Origin of the sequence: Bacillus sp. N12A5 (assembly GCF_026790125.1) — a bacterium.
GTDB lineage: Bacteria > Bacillota > Bacilli > Bacillales > Bacillaceae > Bacillus.
This window is the reverse complement of record NZ_JALAMR010000003.1, coordinates 61952-84884: the sequence shown is the minus strand read 5'-3', so window position 1 is coordinate 84884 and position 22933 is coordinate 61952. Positions and strand designations below refer to the sequence as shown.

Here is a 22933-nt window from a genome sequence, read left to right as displayed (position 1 = left end):
GACATGGCGTCTTGATTCTTGACCACTTCCTGCAAGATTTTCACCTCTTATACTTATATAACTTACAAAGATGCATATTGGTAAATGCTGTTACAATCATGGGAACCCTTACATTACTAAATAAATCATAAAAAGCGCCCTGAAACAGGACGCTTCCTGATTAAGATGCATATTGAGGAGTCGTTTCCTCCTGTACTGCTTTTTCCTCAGGTATATGAATGCATTTTGTCATGACCGCACTCGCAAGATAAAGGATCGCAAAGATCCAGACAACACCTTGCGCCCCGATGAGACCGATGAACAGCCAAGCGAGCGCAGGGCCGACAAACGCTGATAAACCTGCAGCCAAATTCAATACAGACATGGCCGCTCCTTTGTCTTTTCCGGCCACCGTCGGCACAATTGCACCAATCGGCACATAGCCTGCCAGCAAACCTCCCCAAATAAAGCCGATCACGCTGACAACCGCTAAACTTCCGCCGGAGAAAACAGGTGCATAATATAATAGGACGGTGAAAATGCCGCAGCCGACTCCGCCGAACCAAATAACGGTATTTTTCCAGCCGAACTTATCGCCGACAATGCCAAAGATGAGGTTGAACACAATGTTCCCCAGAAAAATCGTTCCCCAAATCTGCAGCCACACATTGGTTGAAATTCCATGCTGAGCCATGTGCATCGGCAAAAAGACTGGGAAACCATATGTACCAATGCTGTTGATAATTCTGATGATTCCGCCTGTAAGCACGCGCGGATTTGTAAATAGAATCGTAACCCCTTTTAAAAGCTCCTCGGCTGTTTCTGATCTTTTTTCTTTCTTCTTTTCAAAACGGTCTTTATTGATAAACAATGCGAAAAATGCACCAAGACATACCCAGAAAATAGAGCTCCAAAGCGTGTTCAAATAACCGAACGCTTTGATCGCGTAGCTTGAGTACCAAGCACCGAACACAAACATGCCCAGGCAATATGCAATCCAAAACCAGCCGACAGCCGTGCTTAGCTTGTTTTGCGGTGTTCTGTAAATGACCCATGTCAAGAAAGAGTATGCAAAAAGCGGGTAGCCTAAACCTTTTACGAAGTAAGTCACATACATTACAGGAAGGTTTAGCTGTTCAAATCCAAATACGATAAAGGCAGCTGTACCGATCACATAAAACAACAGCCCCATAAACATCGTCCGTTTTGCGCCAAATGCTTCCAGACATACACCCGAAAACCAGGAAGCTATAGCCAAGGATATCCCGTATATACTAAAAATGGAAGCGGATTGCTGAACGGTAAGCCCGTTTTCGATCAAGAAAGGACTGAGCCAGCCTTGTTCAAGCCCGTCTCCCATCATAAACAAAACAACCCCTATAAACCCCCAGGCAAGCCGCTTCGGTATACCGATTTTATCTAACATTTCTGTCTCCTCCTTAGATGCTTATATTCATTACCGTATTACCTTGTTAAAGCTGAAAATTAGATAATTCCTCAAAACAGCAGTATATGCCGCCTTATATTAGCACTTTGCTTTCTGAACTTGAGAAAAAGCGCTGCGTTTGCTTCCATTCCTCATATAAGCCCGGTTCAATCTGGCTGTCTTGGGGTTCTATCACCCGGACATTTGCTGACATCTCTTCCGTCAATTGAAAGGTCTCATTGCAAATGACAGCAGCACCAACGACAGATGCCTGATGAAATCCCTCATGAACATAGATTTTTTTCTGAAGAAGGTCAGCAATATATTGAGTGAGAGTTTTGCTTTGAAAGCCTCCTCCGCACACCCAAACATAGTCACGTTCATACGGAGTAACCTCTGTTAATATGTCAAAGTTCCATTTGATTGAAAATGCGATCTCTTGCAGCGCCGCACGTACAAAATGTGCTCTCTTTAAATGCGCTGATAGCGGGGCATCAAAAAGAAAACCGCCTCTGGTTAACGCATTCTTTTCTTCCGACAAATAAGATCCGAGAGCCGCCACACATGCATTGTCTTCTTTAGCAAGTGCAGACATCTCTTCCTCCATCACATCGTACGTTTCATTCGGGTAAAAAATCTGTTTTAATTTTTGATAATTCAGGCCGGTAATGCCAGGATTCGTTTCTACAAGCCACTGTCCTTGATCTGTATGGCAGTTCAGCCAAGCTTTATATTTTAGATCGTCATGCTCAGCAGTAACTTTGGTGATTGGCGTTGTTGTCCCTGATACGATGACAATGTCCTCAAGCACAGCGCCGGTACTTTTCACAGCCAGCTGTGTATCCCCGCCCCCTGCTACCACCTTTGCATGTATAGATAGCCCTAATTTGGACGCATTCTCATTTGTGATCGTTCCAGTCGCTGTTCCCGCTCTTACAAGAGGCGGAAGAATAGATGAGGAGAAGCCGAAAATGCCGCACATCTCTTCTGACCAAGTGTTTTGCTTTACGTCAAACAGCAGGGTTTCGGTTGCCTGTGATGGTTCATATGTCAATTTCCCGCTCAGCTGGTACGTCACCCAATCACTGATGCTTGTAAAACTTGCCGTTTTTTCCCACAAAGACGGCTGGCGCTGTTTTAAACCATAAAGCTTAAGCGCAGAAAAAAGTGCGGTTGGCAGGCGGCCTGTGCGGCTGTATATCTCCTGCTGATTGGGTATGCTCCCCTCCCACTCACGCCCGCGGTTATCAATGTTCGGCAATCCGAGAAAAGCTTCGCCGTTTTGATCGATCAGAACAATTCCCTGTCTTTGACTCGTCGATGTCAAACCAATGATGTCAATATCACTCGAACGGGAAAGCGCACGTTTTGCCAATCTCATGACTTGCTTCCACAGCACCTGAGGAGAAAAATAACGGCTGTCCGGGTAAAGTGTCTCGGTGGAATATACAATGTCCTCCCGTTCAACCGTTTGAACACGGCCCGACACACTCACGACTGCTACTCTCGCATTCCCTGTGCCGATATCAAATACGAGATAGCCTTTTTGTTTCTTCATTCTGTCGGCCTCCTTTCTTATACCCCTGTTTTCAGTTCGACCTTGTTATACAATGTCGGAATATTAAGAGTTTTTTCATCCTTCCACTTTTTGAGGGCTTCATTCAGGATCGCCACATGATGATCCTCCACTTCAAAGGTTGCGCCAGCGAGATGCGGTGTTGCCAGAACATTAGGCAATGAGATCAATTCGTAATCCGATTCCTCTGGAGGTTCGTGATAAAAAACGTCTAAAATCGCCCCTCTGATTTTATGTTTTTTTAATACAGATAAAAGGTCTTCACGGTTTACTACCACCGCTCTTGAAGTATTGACGAAAATCGCACTCTCTTTCATCAGATCAAAATACGCCCGATCTATAAGTCCAAGCGTTTCCTCGGTACGAGGCAGATGGATAGAAACGATATCACTGTCCGAAAAAACCGTTTTAAGAGATACTTTTTGATACAGCGGATGATCGTCTTGTACGTATGGATCGTAATACTTTATTTGACAGTCAAACGCAGTCAGGAGTTTTGCAATCCTTTGCCCAACTGCTCCAAACCCAACCATGCCGACTGTTTTTCCCGATAATTCGTTTCCTTTAAATTTGACATAAGCCTGCAAGTAATCGCTGTCCCACTTCCCATCCTTCAGCCATTGATTTGAAGTGCTGGTATGGCGGAGAAAGGAAATCATATTCCCGATAAACATTTCAGCCACGGCTTGTGCATTTCGCCCGGGTGTATAGAAAACGGGTATGCCCCTTTTTGACGCTGCTGCCACATCCACATTGGAGGGCATTCCCCTGCAGACGCCCACAAATGAAAGATCTGGAACAGATGTAAATACGCTGTCTGTAACTTGATCAAGCTCTGTAATCAAACCTATCGCATTTGTTTCTTTTAATAGCTGAATCATTTCTTTTTCCCGGTATGCCCGGCCTTGTTCCTTCCAGGAGTGGTAAGCAACCGAGCCAAACAAGTTTTTAAGCTCTTTGCGTCCTTCTTCGTTGTACGGTGCTGTAACCAAAACCGTCATGGTGCAAAACATCCTTTTCATCGTATTTTTTCATAAAAAAATCTCTTTCCGAAGATGGAAAGAGATTCATATATAGGCGCGCTCTGTTACAGGCAGACGCCGGTATAAACCTTGCTTTCCTATCTTTCAAGCTGTCGCTTGCTGGAATTGGCACAATAATGTTGCCGAGGTTTCATAGGGCCAGTCCCTCCACCTCTCTGGATAGAAAATGTTGAGTATGTAATTTTCGGAATAAAGAATACGTTTATCATAAAGAAGTCTCAGATTGATGTCAATCTCTTTTTTTCAGAATTGACGTTATCATCGGAAGTGTTATAATTCTTACAAAATATCTAACTAGAGAGAGGAACAGGGCCACATGAAATCTTTTGCCACACAACAGAACGGCATTCTCAAATCCGTTTGCTCGCTGGACTGCCCGGATCAGTGCGGATTGTTAATACATAAAAAAGACGGAAAAATTGTAAAAGTGCAAGGCGATCCCGATCATCCTGTCACGGCCGGAAACATCTGCAACAAAGTCAGGAACATGACGGAGCGCATCTATGATAAAAAGCGGCTGACTACACCGCTTAAACGGACAGGTGCGAAAGGCCAGGCGATATTTGAACCAATTTCTTGGGAAGAGGCAATTGATACCATTACCTCCCGCTGGAAGCAGCTGATTGATGAAGAGGGAGCTGAAAGCATACTTCCGTACAGCTTTTACGGAAATATGGGGAAATTAACAGCGGAAGGTATGGACCGCCGTTTCTTTTACCGAATGGGTTCAAGCCAGCTTGAACGGACGATTTGCAGCAAAGCGGGATCTGAGGGCTATAAATATACAATGGGTATAAGTGCGGGGATTGATCCTGAGGAAACCATTCATACGAAACTATTTATTTTTTGGGGTATCAACGCGGTCAGCACAAACATGCATCAGATTACAATCGCTCAAAAAGCACGAAAACAAGGTGCCAAAATTGTTGTGATTGATGTGCATAAAAATCAGACAGGGCGTCTCGCAGATTGGTTTATTCCAATAAAGCCGGGAACTGACAGCGCACTTGCTCTTGGCATCATGCACATTTTATTTAAAGAAAACCTTCATAATGAAGCATTTCTGTCTGAATACACGGTTGGCTATGAAGAGCTCCGTGAACACGTGAAACAGTATGATCCGGAAAAGGTATCACTGATCACCGGTGTCAGCACCGAAGATATTTACCAGCTGGCAAGAATGTACGGGGAAACCTCCCCTTCTTTTATCAGAATCGGAAACGGACCCCAGCATCACGATAACGGCGGGATGATTGTAAGGACGATTGCCTGTCTTCCGGCGATCACTGGCCAATGGCTGCACACAGGAGGCGGCGCAATCAAGCATAACAGCGGAATTTTAGAATATAACACAAATGCGTTGCAGCGCCCTGACTTACTGAAAGGGCGCACACCGAGATCGTTTAATATGAATCAGCTTGGCAAGGTGCTTTTGGAAACAGATCCGCCTATTCGCTCTCTATTTATTTACGGAACGAACCCGGCCGTCGTCGCGCCAGAAGCGAACAAGGTCAGACAGGGCTTGCTGCGGAAAGACCTGTTTACTGTGGTTCATGATTTGTTTTTAACGGAAACGGCTGCATATGCGGACATTGTACTGCCTGCAACATCCGCTTTTGAAAATACTGATTTTTATACCTCCTACTGGCACCATTACATTCAGCTTCAGCAGCCGGTGATTGAGAGATACGGAGAAAGCAAGTCTAACACTGAGGTATTCCGTCTTCTGGCTGAAGCAATGGGATTCACAGACCAGGAGCTCAAAGATTCAGATGAAGAATTAATCCGCCAGGCACTTGACCATCCTGATAATCCGTATTTAGCGGAGATTGATTACGATTCACTTTCTAAACACTCATTTATGAAAGCGAAACGCGAAAAGCCGCTGTTTCCAGGCAAACTCCCGACACCAAGCGGAAAAATAGAATTATATTCAGAAAAAATGAAACAAGACGGCTTCCCGGCTTTACCGACATATACGCCTCTTGTATCCGATAATGAACATCCGTTTATGTATGTTCCGGCGCCAAACCATAATTTCTTAAACTCAACGTTTTCGAACAATGAAAAACACATCAAGCTTGAAAAGACGCCAAAACTCTTTATCAATACAAAAGATGCTGATGAACATGGAATCGCTGATGGGGATCCTGTACGAATTTGGAACAGCCGCGGAGAATGCGAGCTGACCGCTGCAGTCGGGGAACAAGTGCTGCCCGGTGTTGTCGTCAGTCAAGGATTATGGGCGGATGAACCAGGAAAAAAACAGCTTGTAAACGCACTTACCCCGGATCGCTTATCCGATATGGGCGGCGGCGCTACCTTTTTTTCAGGCCGCGTGCAGATTGAAAAAGCATGAGCGAAAAACCGCCAGAGCACATTCTGGCGGTTTTTTTTGGTGATATTGAAACCCGGGGTATGCCAAGCCCGTATAACATAACATCGACATAATGGAGGCATGCATATGGACGTTTTTTTAGGAATCGGTATTGCTTTGGCTGGCTATTTTATCGGTGAAGGCTTAAAGCAAATGAACCATCCAAAAGCAGTTGAAAAAAGTGATACCTTGCTTATAAAAGAACGAGATATTTACTTTTACATCGGACATTTTTTAGGAATAACTGCAACTGAGGCAAAACAGTTAGCCGGAGACATGACAGACCTGCCTTACATTGAGATAAACGGGAAAAAGTATGTGCAGAAACATCTCTTAAAAGAATGGACATTCACTTTAGTTGAGAAACACCAGGGTGAATAAAATCTGGGAGAGCGAGATCATCACTCGCTCCCACAGTTTCAGTTGTATAGAGTCACCATCACTAAAACATTACCCATAAGCGGTAATACTGATCAAAACCACATCTCTTTCCACACTAATACCTGCTGATTGACAAACATTATGATCTTGATGTTATTGATAGTCCACCCATACTGCGCCTTTATCCGCGGATCGAACGCAGTTTTCCACCCAGCGTACTCCTTCCACACCTGCTTCAATTCCTGGATACCACATGTCATTCAATTCTTTCCCTTGATCTGCAGCCTCCATTGCTACGGCAAACCGTGAATAAAGATTTGACCACGCTTCAAACAAACCTTCTGGATGCCCGCCTCCAATCCGGTCATCTTGTAATGCTTCCGGATATAAATACCCCATTCCGCGCTCTAAAATCTGTACAGGTTTTCCCTGTATTTCAAAACGCAGCTGGTTGGGCTGTTCATCCCACCATTCAATACTTGCTTTGGAACCGATCACACGAATTTTCTGGCCATGCATTGATCCGGCATTTACACAAGAAGACCACACCATGCCGACCGCGCCATTATCATACTCCATAATCGTATAAGCATTGTCCTCAAGTGGTGCTCTGCTTTTTACAAAGCTTTGCTTTGTACACAATAATTTTTTTATTTTCAGTTTCGGCAGCATCACTTCAGATAAAAATAGTGGATGAGTGCCTAAGTCACCTAGTACATAGCTAGGACTGCGAACTTCGGGTCTACACGCCATTTCGTGCTAACGTTTTGCAATTCCACCTGATCAGAGTGGAATCCGTGTGCAAATTGCATGTGAATCATGCGAATGTCCCCTAATTCACCGTTAGCGATCATCTGGCGTGCCTGTTCTATCATTTGATGCCCCGAGTAGCCATATGTAATACCGACGACTCGGTTGTTTTTCTTTGCAAGACATTCTAGTTCTTTTGCTTCTTCGACCGTAAAACAAAGAGGTTTTTCGCATACGACATGTAACCCCGCCATCAGAGCTGCTTTGCAGATTTCATAATGTGTGCCATTGGGAGTTGCAATAGACACAGCCTCAATGCCGTCTTCACGTTTTGCTTCTCCTTCAAACATTTTCCGGTAATCTGTATAACAGCGTTCCGGAGAAACATGCAAGTTCATACCGAACTCCTTTCCCCGTTCCGGTATGATATCAAATGCGCCTGCAACCAATTGGAAGTGATGATCACGCAATGCCGCCGAACGATGAATGTATCCAATCTGACTTCCCCGGCCGCCTCCTACCATTGCCCAGCGTATCGGTCTTTCTACCATTTTTTCACCATTAATCACCCTGGTTCCCCCCTGCTAATAACCAAGTTTTTTTAAATAAGCAATGCTCTGGCTGACATCTCTTAAACTAGTATCAGAGTTTCTCGGATCACGTTCCTGTTCGATCGTAATGTAGCCGTGATAGTGAATGTCTTTTAGCAACTTGTAAATCGCTTCATAATCAATAATTCCTTGTCCGATCGGACACATGACTCCTTTTGCGCAAGCATCAAAAAAGCGGATATGCTCACCCATTACTTGTTGATAAACATGTTCATCAATGTCTTTAAAATGGATATAGTCGACACGGTCTGCATAGTCCCGCAGCCATTGTTCCGGATCCATCTTTGAATAATATAAATGACCTGTATCAAGACAAAGCCCCGCAATATCATATGGTATATCCTTTAGTAATTGCTGAATCTCATCCTCAAATTCAATATATCCCCCTGCATGAGGATGGATGACGGCCCGCACGCCATACCGCTCCCACGCCCGAACCGCGATTGTCCGAATATGAGACATCATGCAGTCCCAATCCTTTTTAGATAACCGTTTCGCTTGATCAGGATGCCCCGCCTTATAATCTCTTTCGTCATGACCCCAGTCAATCAGGACCAAATAAGGCGGTGTAAAGCCCCCCTTTTTTTCCTGCAAAGAGAAAGGGAGTGTTGTCATGAGAGAACATATATCGTCTGCCTGCTGCAGCAAATGTTCTAAATTAGACGACGTTACTAAATCATCAAAAATGGTACCGGCAATAATGGACAAATTGTTTTTAAAAAGCTCCGCTCGTACTCGTTCGACGTCCATCGGAATATAGCCGTACGGACCCAGCTCGATCCCTTTATAACCGGCTTGTGATGCCTCCTGCAGCACTCTCTCCCATGGCGGAAGAAATGGATTTTTCGGATCATCTACACCCCAGCAGCAAGGCGCACCAGCAATGTGAATACTCATTCCCAACACCTCTAATCAAATTTTTAATTGATAAACCATTTAAATAAAGCGCTTTCTTTTAGGAGGATCACATATTGGTTTAAAACAACATCCATTTTCCTTTGTTTTAACAGCAGCGGTTTGTATAAGTTATTATTCATCATTGCAGCACCCATAATATAAAGCGCTTTATATTATAATCTTTAAATGTTTGGTTAGACTTTACTAACAGACCGTGCAATAACAAATCGAAAGCGCTTTCTTTAATTGCTAGCTAATTGTATAATATTCAGTATATTTTGTAAATATTTTTGGCAAAAAAATAAGCTGAACCCGAACAGCTTTGACTTTTCGTTTTTTCGATTTTCTTTTGGCCAACAGCAAAAAAGCAGCGGTTCATAAACCAGCTGCTAAATAAATAGAACATAATTCAAAGCTTCAGCGAAGACAGCTCGTGGATTTTCGGACAATTAATTTCGGCAATACTAAAATTTTTTGTTTTTCTGAAGCTTTACCTTCTATCTCCCCGATCAGTAAATCCACTGCCTGTGAACACATACTTTGGACAGGGACTTCAACTGTTGTCAAAGGAGGATCACTGCTTTTTGATAACAGTGTATTATCAAAGCCCGTAATGGAAAGTTCTTCGGGAACCTGCACATGCTTTTCTCGTGCAGCAAGAAGGGCTCCAATCGCCAATATATCATTACAACAAATTATAGCCGTAGGCGGATTAGAAGATTGTAATAATGAAGAGGCCATAGTCTGTGCGGATTCGGCCGTTGAATCTGTTACAACAATCAGACCTTCGTGAACATCAAGATCAGACTCTTGTAATGCCTGTGAATATCCGCGAATTCGTTCCCGGCTGCTTGCATTGTCCTCTGCAACGACCGCAATCCTTGTGTGGCCAAGCGAAATTAAATGTGCGGCTAATTCATACCCTCCCAGGAAATTATCAACCGTAACTGTTGTAACAGATGAGTATGGCTGTGATTCCGAAAGAAGGATAACGGGTATGTTGTCGCGGATTAACTCATGAATAACCTCTTTATTTCGAAACCCCCCGGCTAAAATAAACCCGTCCACACGCTTCTGCCTTAATAATGAGACGTATCTCTCTTCCTTCTCTGATTTTAAATCTGTACTGCAAATGACGAGATTAAATCCATATTCGTGTGCCCGATCCTCTACTCTGCGTGCCATTTCTGCAATCAGCGGATTAGCTATATCCGGTAAAAGGAATCCTATTGTCGAAGTCCGTTTCCCAGTTAATGCTGATGCAAGCACACTTGGCTTATAATTCAGCTCTTGCATGGCATCCAGCACTTTTTGTTTTGATTTCATCCCAACCGGCTGGTGATTGATCACTTTTGAAACTGTTGAAATGGATACACCGGCTTTTTCTGCCACATCATAGATTGTAGTTTTCATTTTGCTAAAAACCTCTTTCTCCGCACAAGTGGCCAGCTAAAAACATGCATGATTTCGAAAGCGCTCTATATAGGCTATTGTAAAGGTAACTGTGAAGATTTCAACAATCTTATAGCACTATTTTGTGATTAATGGACATGGACACACTAAAGAAACTGTAATGCGGCGGATGCTCTCAATCTAGTCACCATTTTCTATTTTAAATAAACTTGTAAAGATACATGATGATTGCCGTAAGACCAAACGGTGTTTTCAATTTTGAGGTTCTGGCTGAACGTTTCGATCCATACCTGATTTGAGTGTAATAAAGCAGACAACTGTGCTGAGTTTAGCTCAACTCTCAACTTCTTCAATCTGTTCGCTTTTTTGAAACACAAATACAACCTTTATCGAATCTCCATTTTTCACCATAATCATTTTCGATTTCTCCTCTTTATGATAAGTAAGATTGTCACATCAAAACAAAATGTCCCCAGTTCTTTACAGCCTCTTCATATACGCAATGTACGAATGAAAGGTTTCAAAAATGACAAATATACGCCTGACATAAAACTGGCTCTTTTCCTAATGGGGGGAATCAACGAAAAAAAAGGGAATGAATAGCTTTCCAACAGACAGAATAAGAAGAGTTGATATTTCAACACTTTTCGTAAAGGGGTGACATCAATGAGTAAAAAAGGAATTCAAAATTCAAGTATTGAACAAATAAGAAATGACCATGAAACTGAAACAGCTTTTAAAGTAGATGATCCTAAAAAACATGGTTCTGATCCTAAAAGAGCGAAATAAGTTTTTGGCCTTTAAGGCATAGACACAGTAAAATTTCAATAGTCTGGAGTGAGTAAAGTGGCTCAAAAAAATGGAGCAGACAGACCGGATGACTACAAAAGATTTTCTTCATTAGACAAGGAATATGATTTTCAGCAATCTTTAAATGTAAGTGATGATTCAGAGAATGTAAAAGCTGAAACCCAAGCTCATAATAAAGAAAACATCAATGACACTACGGATGTGGCTGGAAGATATTTTAATCCCTCAGATTATAAAGGAAGCTCGCAATTGGAAAAAGGATTGGCTGAAACTCATGAGCAAGTCAGCGATGACTATTTTGAAGGGACAATCGATCAAAATTTGGACTAATTTTGATCAAACGAGGCTGACTTAAAAGAAGCATGTTAGCTCCGTTTTAAGAAACAACCGCACGAAAGCCAGTAAAAACCCCACCGAATAAGATGGGGTTTTTACGTCATGTAACCACATTAAAATTTAAAACGATTAATGACAGTTTGAAGTTCTTCCGCCAACTGGGATAAAGATTCTGCAGCATAGGAGATTTCCTCCATTGAATTCAGCTGTTCCTGTGATGATTTTGCAACCGCTTCTGTATTGGCAGACGTTTCTTTTGTACCGGCGGCTAAAGTATGAACCGTATGCTGAATGACTTCAACGCCTGATGTAAGCTGTTGAGTTGCCGCTGCGACTTCTTGTATTTGAGAAGTGACTTGTTCAATCAGATTCAGGATTTCATTGAAATTTCCGGTTGCCTCTTGTGATAGAACAATACCTGAGCTCACATTTTCTTGAACAACCTTAATATTATTTACCGTTTCTATCGATTCATTTTGGATGGTTGTTACCACCGATTGGATATGGTTTGCAGAATTATTTGTTTCGTCCGCCAATTTCCGGACTTCTTCTGCCACTACAGCAAACCCTTTTCCTTGCTCTCCTGCTCTGGCCGCCTCGATCGCAGCATTTAGCGCCAATAAATTTGTCTGCTCGGAAATAGTTGTGATTAGCGAAGATATATCGCTGATCTCTGCTGTACTCGCTACTAATTCCTTCAAGCCATTGCCGGCTGAATCTACAGATTTATCAATGAATTTCATCTGATCTAACATTTTGTTAACGGACTTAGATCCTATTTCAGCTTTGTCCCTCATCGAAGAAGAAAGATCCGCTATGCTCCCTGTATTTGCAGCAACAGATGATATACTGTCTAATAATTCAGTAATGGATTCCGCACTCTTACCTGTCATCGAGCTTTGCTTCACATTGCTGTCGGCAGCCTGCTGCATGGCTCGGGAAATATGTGCAGAAGATGATTTCGATTCTTCCGCCCTACTCTATATCCTCGATTTACTGAAATCATCCAGTTAATTGGCGCTAGCGGAATGGTGACACTGCCGACAGAAAATGCGTTTGACTCAGACATACGGGAGGATCTTGACCAATATCTTCAAGCAGCCAATACAAATGCTGAAGAACGTGTGAAAATTTTCCGTTTGGCATGGGATTTAACCATGAGCTCATTCGGCACAAGGCAAACGCATTACGAAAGATACTTTTTCGGAGATCCTATTCGGATTTCAAGCAGGCTGTATACCAGTTATCCAAAGCAGGAGCTAGTGAATGTGATTAAAGCGTTTTTACATGCAGATGTTGATGATTGATATCTCTTATATACAAAACAGCGGGAAAAGGTCCGCTGTTTCATACTTTTTATTCAGGAAACTGTACATGCCCCGGCACTGTATATGCATTGGATGATCCGCTTTCAGGCAGCTTCGGTATTGTGTCTTTCACAACCTTTCCGCGGATGTCAGTAATTCTGACTGTGAGAGGGCCCGTCCCTACGTTAGTGCTGACAAAATGGTTATAGTCCATTTTCTCCATGTTGATCCACTTTCCGCCTTTACTATATTCCATTTTCATAACAGGATACTTGTGATTTCTGACTTGGATTGCAGCCCACCACCTGCTGCTGCCTTCTTTGATCCGGTACGTAAAATTGCCGGTGATTGGGGCTTTGACAACACGCCATTTGATATTGATTTTTCCGTCTTTCATATTGCCGATTTTTTTGAAGGCATTAGGCGATAAATCGAGAGCCCCGCGAGCGCCTTCAGGATACAAATCGGTAACGTATACAATCGTTTTTCCTTTCGGCCCTTGGACTTCCAAATAAGAGCCTGCTAGTGCCGCTTTCACTCCTCCATAATTGAGATCTGCCGGGTTTATGGCCGTAATCTCCATATCGGAAGGAATGGGATCCAGCAGAAAGGCTCCCCCGGAATAACCTGACCCTGTATACGTTGCATAGCCTTCGTGCAGGTCATCATATGCTGCATAAGCTTGCCGGGAAAAACAAAGGATCATCAATAAAAGCACACCAGCAATTGCATTGATTTTCTTTTTCATACGTATCCTCCTCAACTCAGACTTCAAATGAGAATCATTATCATTGTAAAGCTCAATCCGTCTGGTTTGAAAGAGGAAATAGATTCATAGATATTTCATGACAGATTCACTATCATTCATCTATCCAAGGAAGTGTTTTATCAAAAAATCAATACGAATGAATAAGTATCTCATCAGCCGAATGACTTTTTTGATATGCTGTACTATTTTTCACATAGCAATCAACCTGGTAACAGCTAAGCAGGAAACTTTATTTTTCCCCGCTCAGTTTCAACTTAGCTGTCATCATGATGCCAAATATCAGCACAATAGGCACCCAAATGATCATATTATGAAAATTCGGCTCCGCTAAAGCCACAATAATAGAGCCCACACAATATAAGATAATAGCCAGCGCTCTTAACACAGCATCTCTTAAGAATGTCTTCTTTTGTTTCTTAAAAAACACACGGCCCGACAAATCCTCTAAAAGAGAAGCCATTGTTCCAGTCAACACAGTTGAAGAAATGCCTGCGACTCCCAGCTTTTTGGCTGCTATGGTTTGAATCCCCATGGAAATGCTCAAAAGAATAATAAAGATGTACAAAGGAACAAAAGCCGAATAATAGGAGAGACAAGCAAAGATAAATAAAATGGAAGCTTCAAGTGCAAGCGCTTTTGTCACAGCAGAAGGCCAAAGGATATTTTCTGCCTTTCCGACCATCATTGTTGAAATAATCACCCCAATTATAAATCCGATTAGAGCAGTCAGGGAGTTAAAAACAGTGACCTGAAGGGATTTGCCGATAGCTAACCCAAGTAATACAATATTTCCAGTCATATTAGCTGTGAACACATGCCCTAGGCTTAAATACCCGATTACATCCACGATTCCAGCTGTTAAACATAAAAGTGAAAGCAAGGTGTTTCGATAAGCTGCTGCAGTCAACGGTGTATCCATCCTTTCTTCTATTTCAATTGTCAGTGTGCCTTTTAGCATGCTCTCTATATTTTTAAATCCCCCGGCATTAATTAGGAAGATAGAACCTATTATTCCTTTCCATTTGCTGTAATAATAATCCTCACGAGGAAATTTATTAAAATTGAAAGGAAGCATATGTAATGAAACGATTTTGTTTATGGTTGGCCATGTTCAGTTTGCTATTGGTTCTCTTGCCTGGGAAAGCGTTTGGCGCCGTTGATTTTCCAAATACCTCAACGAATGGCCTTTTGGGATTTGCCGGAAATGCTAAAAATGAAAAAGGCATTTCTAAAGCGAGCACAACGGGCGGAAAAAACGGCCAAATTGTTTACATTCAAAGCGTAAATGATTTAAAAACCCATCTAGGAGGATCAACTCCGAAAATTTTAGTGCTTCAAAATGATCTTTCTGCATCTGCGAAAACAACAGTCACCATTGGCTCAAATAAAACACTCGTAGGCTCTTATGCGAAAAAAACGCTGAAAAATATTTATTTCACCACTTCATCAGCCTCTGGAAACGTCATTTTTCAAAACCTGACATTTGAACACAGTCCGCAGATTAACGGAAATAATGATATTCAGCTTTATTTAGATTCCGGCATCAACTATTGGATTGACCACGTCACATTCTCAGGCCATAGCTATAGTGCAAGCGGCAGTGATTTGGACAAGCTCGTGTATATCGGAAAATCAGCAGATTATATCACGATCAGCAATTCAAAATTCGCGAATCATAAATATGGTTTGATTTTAGGGTACCCAGATGATGCGCAGCATCAATATGACGGCTATCCCCACATGACAATCGCCAACAATTATTTTGAGAACCTGTATGTAAGAGGCCCGGGTCTCATGAGATACGGATACTTTCATGTGAAAAACAATTACAGCAACAACTTTAACCAGGCAATGACGATTGCCACAAAAGCAAAAATATATTCCGAATATAATTACTTTGGGAAAGGCAGTGAGAAAGGCGGGATCCTCGATGACAAAGGGACTGGTTATTTCAAGGATACAGGCAGCTACCCGTCTCTCAACAAGCAAACCTCGCCGCTGACTTCATGGAATCCCGGATCTAATTACAGCTACCGTGTCCAAACGCCGCAGTATACAAAAGAATTTGTCACAAAATATGCCGGATCACAAAGTGCAACACTGGTATTTGGCTATTGACACAAAAGAGGCCTGCGTAAAAAACGCTGAGCCTCTTTTTGGCTTATAGGCTATTTTTAAAGCGCTTTTTCTTTTTCACAGTACCTTCTCAACCGTTTTTTATTATACCAGTTTAATGCAGTGCAAAAAATTCATATGAGTAAGTTTCAAAATAGATTGTTTAAAACGTGTCATTTGATTTTTATTACCTATAAACTAGACCGCCATCGGTTAATATGGCCTGGCCAGTGATGTAATCTGAAGCATCTGAAGCTAAAAATGATACCAGATTAGCAACATCCTCAGGTGTTTGATACCTTTTAAGGGCTATTTCCGAAGAAAATTTTTCAAATGCTTCCCCCGGCTGCAAATCATCACTATGTTTCACCATTTCTTCATCAATTCTGTCCCACATTTTTGTTTTTGCGACTCCAGGACAATACGCATTTAGAGTTATGTTATACTTCGCCAGCTCTTTAGCAGCTGAATGTGTAAAAGACTTCACCGCATGTTTCGTTGCTGAATATGTGCCCAGCATTTTAAATGACTCGTGACCCGCTATACTGCATGCATTAATGATGATTTTGCCCTTAGTTTTTTGTTTCATGAACTGGTCAGCCGCTGCTTGAGTGCCAAAAACAACTCCATTCACGTTAACCTGAAACCATCTATTCAGCTGTTCTGCTGTGATTTCCAAAAATGGAGAAACGGCTTCAATCCCCGTGTTGTTTACAAAAACATCTAAACGGCCAAACTGATCCACCGTTTCTTTAACCAAATTGAATTGGTCATCACGTTTCGAAACGTCCCCTTTAACCCCAATCACATGAAAGTGTCTCTCGTTGAAAGCTGAAACCGTTTCATGCAGCAATGCTTCATTGATATCATGCAGCACGACATTAAAACCATCTTTACATAGTCTCTCTGCGATGCCTCTCCCTAATCCGCCTGCAGAACCTGTAACAATCGCTGTCTTGGACATAACTTTTCCCCTTTTGCAGTGAGTGATCTTGACTATATATTTATTTTAGCAAATCATGTAGTCAACTCTAACTCGCCTTCAGAAAGGACTGCTTGTCCCAGAAGACGGGAACACGTTTTTTCTATTTCCCTTTTTTATACTTCCGACACTTATTCAGTTTAAAAAAAGGCCAAGTTTTAGACCGGCCTTTACATTTAATCTTCTATCCCTATTCGTATATCTCATCAAACTGATAACCGTATAATCCTTTCACTTTCACTTCTCCACAGCCCTGATCTTTCGTTAACTCTAAATAATGATTCTTGTATGGCATTGCTTCTGCTTGGTCGGTTGCGCTGAAATCGAAATGGTTGCCTGTGAAACTTTTCTCACTTAGCTTGATTTCATATCCTGATAAAGACAGGCGATATATTCTAGCATGAATTGTGCAGCCTTCCGCATCAAAAATTGTGAATCGATAGCCGAACTGAGACGGAAGCCAATTTGGATTTGAATGATCAGACATCATGAAGGATTTTTGATTTTCTGTCATCGTAAAACTTACTTTTTCCTCATTTTTCACAATAGCTGCTGATGCATTCCCTGCATCGATTGTCATAAAAAACAAAGCTAAGATCAACATGAAGAGCTTTTTCACTTAGATTCCCCCAATCCTATTTATTTCAATATATTGGAATTCTAAACTTCAATCAATATCATTTTTAATAAATAAGTCTTTAGGGGCAAACCCTACACCTCGGCATAAAAATGCTGAACCAATCTAATGACTGATTCAGCACCATATTTCTTGAATTACCTAAACCATGCCTTTGCTAGGTTATTTGTGAAATTACGATCATTAAATGGAACATTCGCTTTACCGAAATCCGTTATATTTAAAGCATTCCTCGCTGCCGGAGTTAAGTCTTCCCATCCGATTAATGGTTGAGTGCCTCCTGCACGATCACTAATATGCAATTCATGATTTAAGGGCCATGTGCTGTCGTAAGCAATTAATGGATGTTTATCCTTCATATTGCTTTCATTCGGTTGAACATTTGTAAATTTTCCGTGCCCGGAGTATGCAATTGATAAAACTTTTGGATGTTGATTAGCCGGATTGTCGACCCAAACAACGATTCCTTCCCAGTCATGCCGATGCCCCAAACTCGGAGATGCCTCATCCTTCGGGAAATACCAGGAATACATAATTGCCCACACGCCATTGTACCAAGTTGAGCGTGAATAAACTTGTCCAGTATGTTTGCTGCAATGTCCTTCAGGCGCTCCAGTCGGCTCTAACCCCCCGCTCGTATTGCCTAGTGCATCTACTGCCGGAAAGGGCACACAGCCGCTGTAAACCTTCAAATATGGCTGGAACTGTTTTGCGGCTTTTTGAGAGATAGTAGTTGGGACAACTTCATTGAACCCTGCTACTTTGTCATGATCAATGACAGCAGCATCAACTGTTGGAACTAAGCTGATAAACATGAAAAATGACATCAAAACAGCAAACCCGATTTTCTTCATTTCACTTTCCTCCTTACCGCTTTAGTACTGTAAAATCCATACTCCAAAGCCATTATACAAATAGTGGAATCTCCAATCAATCAAGTTTACAGAATCTTAAATTAATAAATATTATCGGTACAAACCTATCTATTTTTATCAATGAACGTTTTATTTTGTCCGGATTTCCTCTTTCCTTCAACCATCTGCGTACAGAGCATTTCGCCTTTTTGATTTTCATGTATCCAGCCTGTACAATATTCAAAAACCCTAAAAAAAGGATGATGGCCATGTGCAGCAGGTTTACTTTATTCTCTGCATTTGAAAACATGCTTGACCGGTTTGACATTGAGCGATTTTTGCCTAAAGACGAATACCATCCAAGTTATAATGTCGCTCCATCGCAAAATATCCTGGCAATTATCAATGATGGATCAAACAATCGCCTAGGCAAGCTTAGATGGGGTCTTATTCCTCCCTGGGCAAAAGATGAAAAGATCGGATATAAAATGATTAATGCTCGAGCTGAAACATTAAACGAGAAACCAGCCTTTCGTAAACCGCTTATCAGCAAACGCTGCATCATTCCAGCCGACAGTTTTTATGAATGGAAACGGCTTGATCCCAAAACCAAAATTCCGATGCGAATTAAAATAAAATCATCTGCTCTTTTTTCGTTTGCCGGTTTATATGAAAAGTGGAAAACAAACCAAGGGACCCCTCTTTACACCTGCACAATCATAACAACTAAGCCTAATGAATTCATGAAAGATATACACGACCGAATGCCGGTTATATTAACTCATGACCATGAAAAAGAATGGCTGAATCCTCAACATACAGATCCTAATTATCTGCAAAGCTTACTGCTGCCTTATGATGCTGATGATATGGAAGCATATCAGGTTTCATCATTAGTGAATTCACCTAAAAATAATTCACCCGAGCTTCTAGATGCAGAGAACAGCATGTAGTGATTGAGTTTCTATCTTAAGGTTTTGTAAAGAAGCTTTGGTTCTTAGTGCCGATTTATTTTAGTTAATATGAATATTTAGTACATAATACAATTAGTTATTTTCATATTTATTATTAATCAGTTCATAATAATATTATTATGTAAACCTATAAAAAAATAAGCTATGTTCACTCCTTTAGACAATGGGGTTTACATGGCTTATTTAAATTTAAATCTTTGCAGGTATCAACAGAGTTTGTAAATTTCGAATGAATCTTATTTTTCGTTTTTATCGGAAAAATAACTCAACCACATTAAACTTATGAAGCCTGCAGCACCTATGACAGTAAATATAATATAGGCCCATGTGGGTATATCCATGCCCTTTCCCTCCAAAGTCATTCTTCAATCAAGGCCTTCTTCTCTCTTTCTCTTGTCCATTGTAATACTGACGAAAATGTTGGTGATTGCAGCTGGGAAATATAGAAATCCTACTCCCCAAATGAAATTTGTACTTAAACTTACTATGTAATTTTTCGTCATAACTTGACTCTCAATCAAAATAAGCAGTGCAATCAATCCGGCCAAAACGCCTGCAAACCAAGCATTGCCCACCGCATAAGAATCAGTCAGCACTCCCAGCCTTTGCCCAAGGAGTGACATACCAACAGCGGTAAAACTGGATAAGATCGTGAGTGATTTCATTTTGGTCCTCCGTATTAAAACCATTCTCATTTTAAAAAAAGAAAGGCTATTATGAATTTTGTTATAGTAAATTAGAAAACCTCTATGAATGTTCAATCAGTTGATGGTTATCATTTCCATACTGTCATTTTAAAGCCCATTATTTTGCCTATGCAAGCAGAAAATCCCTACATAACATACATAGGGATGTAATAACTCTAAATTCAGCTGCTCAAGAATTGAACTGATTAATAGTAAAAACCGTCGCCTGATTCGTAAACTCCTTTACGAGTTAGGGGATTTCACAACAGGCACTTTCTTCTTACGAAGAGAATCGAGCCATTCAGGTCCAGCATTCAAATTGCTTTGCACTAATTCTTTAGGCGTCAATGCCATCCACTGATTGAGTGACACGTCTGCATAGCGGTCACTTTTGAACATTTCTAAAAACCATAACGTTTCTGTACCAGTATTTTGTATATAGTGTCCAGCATTTGAGGGCACATATCCAACGTCGCCTGCTCTAAAATCAAATGTTCGGGCAGTCCCATTCCCGATAAATACTGTCATGCGTCCCTTTCCTGTCAGATAATACTGCCACTCATCACTATTGGGGTGCCAATGAAGCTCTCTCATCGCACCAGGCTCTATTTGAACAAGAGCTGCCGCTATAGTTCTTGAAATCGGGAAGTTAGAAGAATCCACAATTCGTACGCTTCCCCCAGGCGTTTGAATTGGTGTTTGATTCAACATCTCGTATTTGAAGGTCAAGGGGACTTTTCCGTATGGTGACTGAATGTCTTCGTTGGCGACTGATCCCGGATCGCTGCCTTGATAGATATAGACTTGTTCTGAAGGAAGAGAGTGAAAAGCATTCTCTTGGACACCAAAATTTGCAGCAAGAACATCCTTTGGCTTGTGCAAGCCAATCTGAAATGGTTACTCAGAAAAGCTTCCATCATCGAAGACGATCAGAAATTCGCAATGCTCCAACCCTTGGATGGAATGTGGAACTCCTGCGGGAAAATATCATAAATCGCCAGGTCCAACATCAGCTATGAAATTCCGTCCTTCTTGGTCAACAGCGGTTATACGGGCACGTCCCAAAAGCATATAAGCCCATTCAGCTTGTTTATGCCAATGTAGTTCACGCACACCTCCCGCAGTTAAGCTCATATTTACTCCTGCAATTGCGGTTGAAATGGGAAGCTGCCTGACGGTAATTTCACGTGACCAACCGCCGCGGTCCAATTTCATTGGCGCGTCTGAAAACGAAAATCTTAAGTTAGGAATCATACCCATCTGTAACAATATTCGGATTTTGAATATCTTTCATGACATTACGCGGGCCCGCATCGATAGCTTCGGCTCCATCACTTCGAATAGGCTGCGGCACGTTTCTGTCTTCATGATTGATTGGTTGTTTTTCCAACAGTACACACCTCGTTTTAGCAATTAACCAGTTTTCATTCCAGCCTATGCAGGGTTTCATATTGCTGTGCCTAGATCCGCAAAAGCAAAAAAGTGACCCGTAATGTGATCACCTAGTCATCAAGTCAGCTATCTTTTATACCATGGTTTCTTATGTAATTTGATTTCTTCTGTTTGTCTTTTCTCACCTGTCTTCCATTCCACTTTTACTAATAACTCATGCCCTATCACTTCATCTTCAGGCATATAATCAAAGGTAGCGATGTGGTCTTTCATTTCTCGTCCATCGGCCATTTCTTCACCTGTATACTCTGATAAATCATAATCTTCTCTGTCATCATACTTTTTGCCATCTATGTAAAATGTGATTTTCTCAACTACACTCCTTTTTTCGTCTTTCTTACTCCCCTGCCAAAATAAATTTAAAAAGTAATTAGGTCCAATTGAAGTCTTGTCAGATTTTTCAATGCTTGAAACCCACAGTCCGCTTTTCCCGGTGCCCTCATATTTCACTTTGTTTCCTGACAGCATGGCAAAGATTGATACGGTGCAGATCAGCATGAATGCAGCTATCATGAATAGCCAGTTCTTAACATTGTTCTTTTTTCTCATGTGTGTCCTCACTTCCCTCATTCTTTTAGTAGGAAAATGGGATCAAAATGTTACTGAAAAGAAAATAAAAAAGAGCCATTGATTCAACAGATGGCTACTCTAAACTTTTTGAGCTTCTTTTTCTTGCCATTTTAAGCTGCAGGAAATGATCCCAGCTGCCCGGTAATTTCGGCCCCTTTCATTATTCGTATTCAATAAAGACTTTGTGATCATCGACAAACATTTCACTTCCATCGGATAAGTGTATCCAAAACGCTTCTTCTGGTTCTTCTCTATAGTCATAAATCGCAGTAACTTTGACGTTTGACTCATCTTTGATTGGTTTCCCAACTGTTATTTTCGTTTTTTCCTCTGGCAAAGTAATGGATCTAATCATCTTTTCCTCTCCCTTTCCTGACCAATTCTATATCGTTCATTCTTCCGGAATAGTTGGAAATTTTTACACAAAAAACTGATTAACAACGAACGATCTTCAAGTGCTTTAAGTCTAATGAACGCCATCCTCAGTAAATGTAAAGGTTTGTTTTAAATGGTGTCCTTCTTGCCCCTTTTGTGTCCAAATTATATCAACTTCTCATTCAGAAGCCTTATCTGCCAGCAGAAAATGCTTGAACCTCAACGGCGAACCATCGTTTAAACTGTCAGCTAACGTTTTAGAATTTTCTTTTTGTTTTATACAATTTTCATCGGGACAACCAAAAAGAGAAAACCTTGTGATTGAATCAGGGTCATTTCTATACAGTTGCACATCCACTTCAGCTGCTTTTTCCCCTATGTTTTTGAATATACTTTATATTCTCCTTTTTCAAGGTCTTGCAAGTCCCTTTACATTCTTAGCTTCACTTACTTTTACTGACCACTGATCAGTTTGTTGTGTAATAGGCAATACCGTAAAACTCCGGGCTTGCGCTTTTGATTGAAAAAAGGTAAATGCAAATATTAAAATACATAAGAAAAATAATAGCCTTTTCACTTCTTTCATCCCTCATTCTTTTTCATTCGTTTATCG

19 protein-coding genes, 5 pseudogenes and 1 riboswitch are annotated in these 22933 nt (G+C 41.3%); of the genes and pseudogenes, 7 read left to right on the top strand and 17 right to left on the bottom strand.

Going from position 1 to position 22933, the window contains the following annotated elements; translation table 11 throughout:
• Positions 1-160: 160 nt before the first annotated feature.
• The 3 genes from MOC09_RS03635 to MOC09_RS03625 all read right to left on the bottom strand — a co-directional run bounded on the left by MOC09_RS03635 (position 161) and on the right by MOC09_RS03625 (position 4003).
• Complete coding sequence (locus MOC09_RS03635) at positions 161-1405, bottom strand: MFS transporter (RefSeq protein ID WP_268369612.1); 1245 nt, start codon at positions 1403-1405, stop codon at positions 161-163.
• A gap of 94 nt (positions 1406-1499) precedes the next feature.
• Positions 1500-2963, bottom strand: a complete 1464-nt coding sequence (locus tag MOC09_RS03630; RefSeq protein ID WP_268369610.1) for an FGGY family carbohydrate kinase — start codon at positions 2961-2963, stop codon at positions 1500-1502.
• A gap of 17 nt (positions 2964-2980) precedes the next feature.
• Complete coding sequence (locus MOC09_RS03625; RefSeq protein ID WP_268369608.1) at positions 2981-4003, bottom strand: 2-hydroxyacid dehydrogenase; 1023 nt, start codon at positions 4001-4003, stop codon at positions 2981-2983.
• Between the two features lie 95 nt (positions 4004-4098).
• A riboswitch (SAM riboswitch) is annotated at positions 4099-4190 on the bottom strand.
• Between the two features lie 150 nt (positions 4191-4340).
• Here MOC09_RS03625 and MOC09_RS03620 point away from each other — a divergent pair.
• Positions 4341-6383, top strand: a complete 2043-nt coding sequence (locus MOC09_RS03620) for a molybdopterin oxidoreductase family protein (RefSeq protein WP_268369607.1) — start codon at positions 4341-4343, stop codon at positions 6381-6383.
• Between the two features lie 105 nt (positions 6384-6488).
• Positions 6489-6782, top strand: a complete 294-nt coding sequence (locus tag MOC09_RS03615; protein WP_268358792.1) for a hypothetical protein — start codon at positions 6489-6491, stop codon at positions 6780-6782.
• A gap of 153 nt (positions 6783-6935) precedes the next feature.
• On the opposite strand, the pseudogene MOC09_RS03610 reads toward MOC09_RS03615, so the two are convergent.
• The 3 genes and pseudogenes from MOC09_RS03610 to MOC09_RS03600 form a co-directional block, all read right to left on the bottom strand.
• A pseudogene (locus MOC09_RS03610) lies at positions 6936-8101 on the bottom strand (Gfo/Idh/MocA family protein).
• Between the two features lie 15 nt (positions 8102-8116).
• Positions 8117-9040, bottom strand: coding sequence for a sugar phosphate isomerase/epimerase family protein (locus tag MOC09_RS03605; protein WP_268369605.1), 924 nt, complete (start codon positions 9038-9040; stop codon positions 8117-8119).
• A gap of 417 nt (positions 9041-9457) precedes the next feature.
• Complete coding sequence (locus tag MOC09_RS03600; RefSeq protein ID WP_268358796.1) at positions 9458-10453, bottom strand: LacI family DNA-binding transcriptional regulator; 996 nt, start codon at positions 10451-10453, stop codon at positions 9458-9460.
• 666 nt (positions 10454-11119) lie between these two features.
• Here MOC09_RS03600 and MOC09_RS03595 point away from each other — a divergent pair.
• Positions 11120-11242, top strand: coding sequence for a biofilm-forming protein (locus MOC09_RS03595; protein WP_268369603.1), 123 nt, complete (start codon positions 11120-11122; stop codon positions 11240-11242).
• A gap of 57 nt (positions 11243-11299) precedes the next feature.
• The gene (locus tag MOC09_RS03590) at positions 11300-11593 is read left to right on the top strand and encodes a YozQ family protein (RefSeq protein ID WP_268358799.1); all 294 of its coding nucleotides are present in this window, start codon (positions 11300-11302) and stop codon (positions 11591-11593) included.
• A gap of 119 nt (positions 11594-11712) precedes the next feature.
• On the opposite strand, the pseudogene MOC09_RS03585 reads toward MOC09_RS03590, so the two are convergent.
• A pseudogene (locus tag MOC09_RS03585) lies at positions 11713-12573 on the bottom strand (methyl-accepting chemotaxis protein); the annotation flags it as partial.
• Between MOC09_RS03585 and MOC09_RS03580 the strand changes: the two are divergent.
• A pseudogene (locus MOC09_RS03580) lies at positions 12574-12906 on the top strand (4-hydroxyphenylacetate 3-hydroxylase C-terminal domain-containing protein); the annotation flags it as partial.
• Positions 12907-12955: 49 nt separating this feature from the next.
• On the opposite strand, the gene MOC09_RS03575 reads toward MOC09_RS03580, so the two are convergent.
• A complete protein-coding gene (locus MOC09_RS03575) occupies positions 12956-13654 on the bottom strand; it encodes an expansin EXLX1 family cellulose-binding protein (RefSeq protein ID WP_268358803.1) in 699 nt (232 codons plus the stop codon).
• Positions 13655-13904: 250 nt separating this feature from the next.
• Positions 13905-14582, bottom strand: a complete 678-nt coding sequence (locus tag MOC09_RS03570) for a YoaK family protein (protein WP_268358805.1) — start codon at positions 14580-14582, stop codon at positions 13905-13907.
• A 173-nt stretch (positions 14583-14755) separates the two neighbouring features.
• On the opposite strand from MOC09_RS03570, the gene MOC09_RS03565 reads away from it, so the two are divergent.
• Positions 14756-15793 carry a pectate lyase family protein gene (locus tag MOC09_RS03565; RefSeq protein ID WP_268369601.1) on the top strand — a complete coding sequence of 346 codons (1038 nt, stop codon included), beginning with the start codon at positions 14756-14758 and terminating at the stop codon, positions 15791-15793.
• A 184-nt stretch (positions 15794-15977) separates the two neighbouring features.
• Here the strand turns inward: MOC09_RS03565 and MOC09_RS03560 are convergent, their stop codons facing one another.
• The 3 genes from MOC09_RS03560 to MOC09_RS03550 form a co-directional block, all read right to left on the bottom strand.
• Entirely contained in the window at positions 15978-16754 is a 777-nt protein-coding gene (locus tag MOC09_RS03560) for an acetoin reductase (RefSeq protein ID WP_268369600.1), read from the bottom strand.
• 208 nt (positions 16755-16962) lie between these two features.
• On the bottom strand, positions 16963-17391 hold the full coding sequence (locus tag MOC09_RS03555) for a hypothetical protein (RefSeq protein ID WP_268369598.1): 429 nt from the start codon (positions 17389-17391) through the stop codon (positions 16963-16965).
• A 155-nt stretch (positions 17392-17546) separates the two neighbouring features.
• Positions 17547-18263: an NPP1 family protein gene (locus MOC09_RS03550; protein WP_268369596.1), complete on the bottom strand. Its 717-nt coding sequence runs from the start codon at positions 18261-18263 to the stop codon at positions 17547-17549.
• Between the two features lie 269 nt (positions 18264-18532).
• On the opposite strand from MOC09_RS03550, the gene MOC09_RS03545 reads away from it, so the two are divergent.
• Positions 18533-19216 carry an SOS response-associated peptidase gene (locus MOC09_RS03545; protein ID WP_268369790.1) on the top strand — a complete coding sequence of 228 codons (684 nt, stop codon included), beginning with the start codon at positions 18533-18535 and terminating at the stop codon, positions 19214-19216.
• 386 nt (positions 19217-19602) lie between these two features.
• On the opposite strand, the gene MOC09_RS03540 is transcribed toward MOC09_RS03545, so the two are convergent.
• From MOC09_RS03540 to MOC09_RS03520, 5 genes and pseudogenes are all read right to left on the bottom strand, one after another.
• Positions 19603-19902: a hypothetical protein gene (locus tag MOC09_RS03540; RefSeq protein WP_268369594.1), complete on the bottom strand. Its 300-nt coding sequence runs from the start codon at positions 19900-19902 to the stop codon at positions 19603-19605.
• A gap of 264 nt (positions 19903-20166) precedes the next feature.
• Positions 20167-21373 (bottom strand): annotated as a pseudogene (locus MOC09_RS03535) (oxalate decarboxylase family bicupin).
• 68 nt (positions 21374-21441) lie between these two features.
• Entirely contained in the window at positions 21442-21924 is a 483-nt protein-coding gene (locus MOC09_RS03530) for a DUF4944 domain-containing protein (RefSeq protein ID WP_268369592.1), read from the bottom strand.
• A 181-nt stretch (positions 21925-22105) separates the two neighbouring features.
• Positions 22106-22300 (bottom strand): hypothetical protein, encoded by a 195-nt coding sequence (locus MOC09_RS03525; RefSeq protein WP_003241855.1) that lies wholly within the window; start codon positions 22298-22300, stop codon positions 22106-22108.
• Between the two features lie 111 nt (positions 22301-22411).
• Positions 22412-22897 (bottom strand): annotated as a pseudogene (locus MOC09_RS03520) (hypothetical protein).
• Positions 22898-22933 lie beyond the last annotated feature (36 nt).

Excerpts from the sequence above, each read along its gene's own strand:
- MOC09_RS03635 (WP_268369612.1), bottom strand. The coding sequence starts at position 1,405 with ATGTTAGATAAAATCGGTATACCGAAGCGGCTTGCCTGGGGGTTTATA.
- MOC09_RS03630 (WP_268369610.1), bottom strand. The coding sequence starts at position 2,963 with ATGAAGAAACAAAAAGGCTATCTCGTATTTGATATCGGCACAGGGAAT.
- MOC09_RS03625 (WP_268369608.1), bottom strand. The coding sequence starts at position 4,003 with ATGAAAAGGATGTTTTGCACCATGACGGTTTTGGTTACAGCACCGTAC.
- MOC09_RS03620 (WP_268369607.1), top strand. The coding sequence starts at position 4,341 with ATGAAATCTTTTGCCACACAACAGAACGGCATTCTCAAATCCGTTTGC.
- MOC09_RS03615 (WP_268358792.1), top strand. The coding sequence starts at position 6,489 with ATGGACGTTTTTTTAGGAATCGGTATTGCTTTGGCTGGCTATTTTATC.
- MOC09_RS03605 (WP_268369605.1), bottom strand. The coding sequence starts at position 9,040 with ATGAGTATTCACATTGCTGGTGCGCCTTGCTGCTGGGGTGTAGATGAT.
- MOC09_RS03600 (WP_268358796.1), bottom strand. The coding sequence starts at position 10,453 with ATGAAAACTACAATCTATGATGTGGCAGAAAAAGCCGGTGTATCCATT.
- MOC09_RS03595 (WP_268369603.1), top strand. The coding sequence starts at position 11,120 with ATGAGTAAAAAAGGAATTCAAAATTCAAGTATTGAACAAATAAGAAAT.
- MOC09_RS03575 (WP_268358803.1), bottom strand. The coding sequence starts at position 13,654 with ATGAAAAAGAAAATCAATGCAATTGCTGGTGTGCTTTTATTGATGATC.
- MOC09_RS03565 (WP_268369601.1), top strand. The coding sequence starts at position 14,756 with ATGAAACGATTTTGTTTATGGTTGGCCATGTTCAGTTTGCTATTGGTT.
- MOC09_RS03560 (WP_268369600.1), bottom strand. The coding sequence starts at position 16,754 with ATGTCCAAGACAGCGATTGTTACAGGTTCTGCAGGCGGATTAGGGAGA.
- MOC09_RS03550 (WP_268369596.1), bottom strand. The coding sequence starts at position 18,263 with ATGAAGAAAATCGGGTTTGCTGTTTTGATGTCATTTTTCATGTTTATC.
- MOC09_RS03545 (WP_268369790.1), top strand. The coding sequence starts at position 18,533 with ATGTGCAGCAGGTTTACTTTATTCTCTGCATTTGAAAACATGCTTGAC.
- MOC09_RS03540 (WP_268369594.1), bottom strand. The coding sequence starts at position 19,902 with ATGAAATCACTCACGATCTTATCCAGTTTTACCGCTGTTGGTATGTCA.
- MOC09_RS03530 (WP_268369592.1), bottom strand. The coding sequence starts at position 21,924 with ATGAGAAAAAAGAACAATGTTAAGAACTGGCTATTCATGATAGCTGCA.
- MOC09_RS03525 (WP_003241855.1), bottom strand. The coding sequence starts at position 22,300 with ATGATTAGATCCATTACTTTGCCAGAGGAAAAAACGAAAATAACAGTT.